The sequence below is a fragment of the Bifidobacterium sp. LH_558 genome, from assembly GCF_056356295.1.
Map to the genome: position 1 here is coordinate 22,691 of NZ_JBKETZ010000009.1, position 7,021 is coordinate 29,711.

At 45.7% G+C, this 7,021-nt stretch carries 6 protein-coding genes; all 6 read left to right on the plus strand.

Annotated elements, in window-relative coordinates; translation table 11 throughout:
• The 6 genes from AC1AV0_RS10485 (at position 1) to AC1AV0_RS10510 (ending at position 7,008) form a co-directional block, all read left to right on the plus strand.
• Complete coding sequence (locus tag AC1AV0_RS10485; protein ID WP_476573781.1) at positions 1 to 1,113, plus strand: glycosyltransferase; 1,113 nt, start codon at positions 1 to 3, stop codon at positions 1,111 to 1,113.
• Positions 1,110 to 2,096 carry a glycosyltransferase family 2 protein gene (locus AC1AV0_RS10490; RefSeq protein ID WP_476573783.1) on the plus strand — a complete coding sequence of 329 codons (987 nt, stop codon included), beginning with the start codon at positions 1,110 to 1,112 and terminating at the stop codon, positions 2,094 to 2,096. The genes AC1AV0_RS10485 and AC1AV0_RS10490 overlap by 4 nt, the downstream gene beginning before the upstream one ends.
• A 352-nt stretch (positions 2,097 to 2,448) precedes the next feature.
• Positions 2,449 to 3,732 (plus strand): oligosaccharide flippase family protein, encoded by a 1,284-nt coding sequence (locus AC1AV0_RS10495; protein WP_476573785.1) that lies wholly within the window; start codon positions 2,449 to 2,451, stop codon positions 3,730 to 3,732.
• Between the two features lie 531 nt (positions 3,733 to 4,263).
• The gene (locus AC1AV0_RS10500; RefSeq protein ID WP_476573787.1) at positions 4,264 to 5,352 is read left to right on the plus strand and encodes a polysaccharide pyruvyl transferase family protein; all 1,089 of its coding nucleotides are present in this window, start codon (positions 4,264 to 4,266) and stop codon (positions 5,350 to 5,352) included.
• A 340-nt stretch (positions 5,353 to 5,692) separates the two neighbouring features.
• Complete coding sequence (istA, locus tag AC1AV0_RS10505) at positions 5,693 to 6,541, plus strand: IS21 family transposase (RefSeq protein ID WP_476573789.1); 849 nt, start codon at positions 5,693 to 5,695, stop codon at positions 6,539 to 6,541.
• Positions 6,542 to 6,600: 59 nt separating this feature from the next.
• On the plus strand, positions 6,601 to 7,008 hold the full coding sequence (locus AC1AV0_RS10510; RefSeq protein ID WP_476573791.1) for a Mu transposase domain-containing protein: 408 nt from the start codon (positions 6,601 to 6,603) through the stop codon (positions 7,006 to 7,008).
• The last annotated feature ends 13 nt before the right edge of the window (positions 7,009 to 7,021 follow it).

The window sequence follows — 7,021 nt, forward strand, 5'->3', positions numbered from 1 at the left end:
ATGCGTATTCTTGTTTTTGGAATGACGGATATCCCAGGTGGTATTGAACGATACGTTTTTAACTATTATCCTTATCTGAAAGAAAAAGGGATTTTTTTTGATTTCATAAGTTTAACTGATCATATTGCCTATGAACGGTTTTTCATTGATAGCGGTGCGAAAATAATACGTTTACCAAGTTTTAAAATAAATCCAATTAAATATTATCTGTCTTTAAAGAACTACTTGAAAAAAGAAGAATATGATGCTGTGTATGTCAACATGCTTTCAGCGGCCAATATTTTACCTCTTCTTGTATCAAAGAGCGTAAAGATGAAAAGAATAATTGTTCACGCGCACAATAATGCAGTTCCTTCGGGCTTGCTGCGAAAAATATTACATAAAATTAATACGTCTAAAGTTGAGCTGATTGGTACGGATTTCTGGGCATGCTCAGTTTCTGCTTCGAACTGGTTATTTCCAACAATTCAACAAGAGAAACGAATCATTGTAGCGAATGCCATTGATGTTTCTCAGTTTGCGTTTAACGAAACGTCGCGAAAAGAAATACGTGATAAATATCATATTAAAGAATCTGATTATGTCATTGGTATGGTTGGTAGATTCCAAGAACAAAAAAATCATTCTTTTGCGATAAAAGTCATTGAAGAACTAGTAAAGACTTATCCGTCGGCAAAGCTTTTATTGGTTGGGAAAGGAGATCTGTTTGATTCGATGTCTCGACTTGTGAAGCAGATGGCAATTGAGGATAATGTCATTTTTGCTGGAGGAACTGAGAGTAGCGCACCATTTTATTCTGCTATGGATGCTTTTATATTTCCGTCGTTATTTGAAGGTTTCGGTATTGCAGCAATTGAAGCTGAATCTTCTGGTCTTCCCTGTTTGGTTTCAGATACAGTGCCTTCGGAAGTTGATATCACTAATCAAATAATTCATTTACCGCTTGAATCCACACATATTTGGGTAGAAAAGCTTTCCTCTTTGATTGAACTTGGTCCTTCATCCAAAGAAGATAGAGCGATAATTTCGAGATCTTGTTTACGGTCGCCTTATTCTCTGGTAGATGCTGAAAAGAAACTTGTTAATCTTTTTATTCAAGGAGTTTTTGTATGAAAGTTTCAATTATTGTTCCTGTGTATAATGTTGCCGAATATCTACCAACATGCTTAGATAGCTTATTGAAGCAAGATTATGAAAATTATGAAATTATCTTGATAGATGATGGCTCTACTGATGAATCTGCTTTCCTGTGTGATTCTTACGAAAAAAAGTTTGAAAAAATAAAAGTTTATCACAAAACAAATGGTGGATTATCTAGTGCTCGGAATTACGGAATTGGAAGAGCGAAAGGAGAATATGCTCTATTTGTTGATTCTGATGACACTCTCGAACCGCAAGCTCTATCTATCTGCATGAGTAAAGCTCAGAAGATAAATTCTGAAGCATGCCTAGTGTTTACATATTCTCTGATGAGTGCTGATGGAACGGCAAAAACAACAGATATTGAAGGATATTCGTTCCCAGATGATACGGATGTGAGCGGAGACAAAGCATTAGAGTATTTACTTACAGATCGTTTTCAAAATTTTGCTTGGCGTGTTGTTTTTCCTGTCTCAATTTGGAGAGAAAAGGAAATCGCCTTCCCAGAAGGCCGTTTATTTGAAGATGTGTTAACTATTTATAAATTATTTTTTTATGTAGATAAAGTTTATTTTATTAATAAGCGACTATACAACTACAGACAGCGTTCTGGCTCAATTCTCCATACTATTAATAAAAAAATGGCGTTACAGTGTAAAGATGCTTTTATGGAGCAACTTCTTGATATTAAGCAACAGCGTCCTGCCCTTGCCTCGTTATGTGACTCGCAAATTTATAAATCTAATTACCGAGTTGCTATGTTGATCAACGGAAAATGCAGTATGGATCCCGATTTGGCTTTATTGCGAAAAGAGCTTGTGAGAAATCTTTGTATGCCTTATCCTAATGCTAAGACTCTTCAGTTGTTTAACAATAAACAAAGAGTGTCACTGACTCTTCTAAAACTTAAATTATATCCATTACTAAATTTTTTAATCAATTTACGTGGTAGGTAGCTGCTATCGCTAATTCAGTACATATTATTCATTCTGTGTTGTTTTTGTGGAGTATTCCATGGTTTTATATTTGACTGCTGATGATGCATCGACTAGATACTGTTTATATATGTCTGATATCTAAAAACAGATAGAGATGTCAAGAGATGCACGCATTTATTTAATGCTTTGCTTCTTTAAAATAGTTATAAGCTACTTCGTAAGCTATGGAGTTTTTTGGGAAAGTATAAAAAACTGCTTGTGAATCTTGGATTATTCACATTAAACACAGTCTCGACAAAGCTGATTACATTTTTTTTGGTTCCGCTGTATACATTTTTTTTTAACTACATCTGAATATGGCGTGACTGATATGTCTTTGACTGTTGCAAGTCTAGCTATGCCTGTGCTGACCTTGTCAATAGGCGATGCTGTGACTCGTTACATCATCGATGACATGTCTGATGGAGAACAGTATGCATCTATTGGTTTTTGGGTAACTTTGGCTGGATGTCTTGCTATGTTCCTTATCCTGCCTTTAATTAATCTATCTATATTTGGTGGTCTTGGGCAATATCGGTTCCAGTATATGGCTTATTTTACAGTCATGACATTTAACTCTTATCTAACAAATGTGAGCCGTGGATTCAATAAAGTTAGACTAATCACCTGGGCGTCAATCATTTCCTCGCTTGTGTCTGGCGTACTTGCAGGTATTCTAATTGGATTGCTAAAACAGGGTATCAATGGCTATTTTATTTCTTTAACGGTTGGAGGTTTGACAGCAATAGTAATATATCTAATTGTTGGAGGTTCACATCGTTATATTTCACTTCCTAAGAAGACCGACTCTCATTTGCTGAGAAATCTTCTGTACTATTCAATTCCTTTAATGCCGAACTCAGTTTTCTGGTGGATTGGTAATAGCGTTAACAGATTTTTCATCACTGGTACGCTTGGTATTGCTGCTTCTGGATTATTTGCGGCAGCAAGTAAAATTCCCAATTTAATGAATTTGATTTCAAGTACGTTTTGGCAGGCGTGGAGTCTTTCTGCATTTCAAGAGTTTAAACGCACTGATACCAGCCGATTCTATAGCAATGTATTCGTGGTATTTCGTGTTTTTTGTTTTTTCTCAGCTTCCGCTCTTATTCTTTTATCTCCCTGGCTTGCATCGATTCTCCTTCAAAAACAGTTTTATCAAGCGTGGCCTATTATACCAATCTTAGTGCTCGCATTTCTGTTTAATGTATTTGCTGGCTTCTATGGCACTGTATTTACCGCCAGCATGAGAACGAAATACTTATTCACTACAACTATGGTTGCTGCTGCCGTAGTTGTAGTAGCGACATGGTTGCTCATCCATCCGTTCGGATTGTCAGGCGCAGCATGGGCTATGGTTCTCAGTAATCTCATTATGTGTGCTATGCGAGTACATTATACCCGAAGTATATTACGCATTAACGTTAATTGGCTTTTTGTTGGACTCAATATCCTATTAGTTGTTATGCAGACTTGTATTATGGTATCGCAGATGATTCACTATAGATTTTTGTCGGTAGTGTTGTTCGGTCTAGTTTGCGTTACATGTATGGCTGATATTTTGCCTACAGCGAGGAACTTAATTCAGATAGTAAAAGACAGGAGAGGCAAATAATTCACATATTAGAGAAAAGCGCTAGAGATGAGATCCTTGGTCCTATCGGTGAATGTATCCGCTGACACCAAACAATCATTGTGCTGAATGAGTCCGGCATAACACAGAAACAGCAAGAGCTAGGCCGCATAGAAAACATCTTCGCGGAGACAATCGCATTCACCGTTCAGAGGTATGCCTCCAAAGTTCCGTTACAGCTTTACAGGAGGGGCTTTTTGTTGGACTTCTTTGTTCCGATTGCTTGATTATGCCAGGCACCCGGAAGCGCCGCATCCTGGACAAAGCCGCGATTTTCCGTCCATATCCTCGATCTCGCAGCGTATCAGCCACGTGCCGGCGTGCCCGCCACCGTCCAGATGCCGCTGGGACAGCGGGACCAACCACAGTCAGTCAAGGCCAAGCAGGACACGGCTGTCGAACGCGCTAGACTCGGAGACAAGCTGCGTGGTTTCCTTCACTTTTTTGATCACACAACGAATGAAACCGCACAGCCCTTACACACCAAAATACGAAGAGCCCGAAAGGAACGCAATGACGTTAAAGAGCCAACTGAAGTTTTACGGTAAAGAGTTACTCGGGGACGGGTATTTTTCTTTATTGTTCAAGCGAAATCTGGCGAGAAAGGGACTTGCCTCTTATTCGCACGTATTTGAATCGCTGCATAACGAGCCTGCGAACTGGCTTGTTGATTGCCCGGATTACGGAAACCTCGGCGATCAGGCGATTGCGATGGCGGAACGTCGCATCCTCGCCCGGTCTTCTCGGCCATTTCGATCTTTCTCCGGAAACACTTCACAGCTCCTGCTCTGTCTGAAGCGATACGCAAAGCAGGAAGATATCATCTTCCTGCAAGGCGGAGGCAATATGACCGCGCTCTATCCGGAGTATGAAGAGAATCGTCTTAGAGTGATTTCTATGATGCGGCAGAATCGCATCGTTCTGTTTCCTCAGACCATCAGTTACGGAAGCTCCCAAGAGGATCGACGACTTTTGGAGCGGACTAAACGTATATACGGAAGTCATCCAGACCTTCACCTTATTGCGCGTGAGTATAAGTCATACGACCGCATGAGGGCCCTATATCCGAATCTCGATGTTCAGATGACCCCGGATATCGTGCTCTCGATGCGAGGGATGGATCGATATCCGTTCCCGCACCGCCGCGGCATTTTGTTGTGTATGCGCAATGATAAAGAGAAGAGCGTTGGCGATATTCAGGGGGAATTGGAGCGCCTCGCTACGTCGTCAGGTGAACGATGGTCATATACGGACACGATGGCCTTTAGCGAGCCCACTCCGATCACGCAGGAAAGAGGGGAAGCGCTCGTTAACTCCAAGTGGGACGAATTCGGTTCCGCGAAGCTAGTGGTCACAGATCGTTTGCATGGTATGATCTTCTGCGCAATCACAGGGACGCCATGTATCGCGATGGACAATTCCAACGGGAAAGTCGGCTATACATATAACCAGTGGCTGGGCGATCTGCCTTATATCCACTTTGCGCATAATGTTGACGAAGTGCGTGCGCTTGTCCCATCGGCATTAGCCTTAACGGAAACCCACTTCCCCGAAGAGTGCTTCGAAGACCTATTCGCGCCGCTGAAAAAGCTCATCCCGTAATTCCCTGCGGGTAGGGTGCTGCGGACGCGCATCATCCGCAGCGCCTTCACCGTGTTTAGTTAACCGGCTCTTGGTATTTTGGTGTGCAAGGGCCGTGCGGTTTCATTCGTTGTGTGATCAAAAAAGTGAAGGAAACCACGCAGCTTGTCTCCGAGTCTAGCGCGTTCGACAGCCGTGTTGAATATTTGACTCGTTGAAGCCCATGGTTATTGCGATTGTGGGCCGTCGTGGGTTTTGCGGGTTATTTCGTTTTGAGGCCGGGGTTATTGCGGTTGGAGGCCATGGTTGGTTAGGCTCCTTTCACCATGCGAGGGACGTGTGGTGAAAGGAGGTGCCTTCAATGGTACGGAAAATCAAGGCGAAGACGATCCTGCGTTTGAACGAGCGGGGTCTGTCGGGCCGCGCGATCGCGAAATCCCAGGGAATCGCGCGGCAAAGCGTCGCCGAAACGCTCGATGCCGCGAGGGCGGCCGGCATCGGCTGGACCGACGTCGCCGGCAAAACCGATGACGAGGTGTACGCCCTGTTGTTCCCGGGCAGGGGCGAGCATGAGAGCGTGTACGAACAGACGGACTGGGCCGGGGTGCATCGCGAGCTGGCGCGCGTCGGCGTGACGTTGAGGATCCTGCACGGCGAGTACGCTGACGAATGCCGGCGGACCAGGAAAGCGCATATGGGTTACGACAGGTTCTGCAAGCTGTACGCGGCGTATGTGGCGAAACTCGGCGTGACCTCGCGCGTGGAGCACAAGGCCGGACGCACGATCGAGGTCGATTGGGCCGGCAAGACCATGCGCGTCGTCGATCCGGTCACCGGAGACGTCGCGGCCGCGTACCTGTTCGTGGCCGTGTTGCCGTTCAGCCGGTACGCGTTCGTGGAACCCACCCTGGATATGGGGCAGAACACATGGCTGCGCTGCCATATCGCGATGTACGGGTGGTTCGCAGGCTCCACGCCCCGCCTGGTGTGCGACAACCTCAAGACCGGCGTGATCAAACACCCGCGCGAGGGCGAGGTCGTATTGAACGACGCGTACCGGGCCATGGCCGAGCACTACTCCGCCGCCGTACTGTCCGGACGGGTCGGCAAACCGAAGGACAAGCCGTCCGCGGAGAACACCGTGTGGCACGCGACCATGGCGCTGGTCGGCACGCCCCACTGCATAAACCCGAAAAAGATACCTGACTAAAAACAAAACACCGATTTGACTAAATACAGTTCCAGAAGCGCGACGGCTCCCGGCTGTCGGTGTTCGAATCGGAGGAGAAGCCGCTGCTCATCGCGTTGCCGCCGTTGCCGTACGAGGTGGCGGACTGGGTTTACGGCAGGAGGGTGCAGGCCAACTGCCACGTCTCCTATGCGCGCAACTGGTATTCCGCCCCGTACCCGTACGTCGGCTCCGCGGTGGACCTCAGGGTCAGCACGAACACGCTCGAGATCTGGCACAAGGGCGTCAGGCTCTGCACGCACCGCCTCCTGCCCGGCGCCGCCTCCAACCGGTATTCGACGAACGAGTCGGACCTTCCCGGCAAAACCATGTGGAGGCAATGGGACCGCGTGTTTATGTTCAATGTTCTTTGGGCAGGAGTGGCATGGTGTTTTCCGCTTGATGTGCAGCTGTTTTTCCGCAGTGTCGTCATCTTCGTGATGATATGAGCGGCCATGGGTT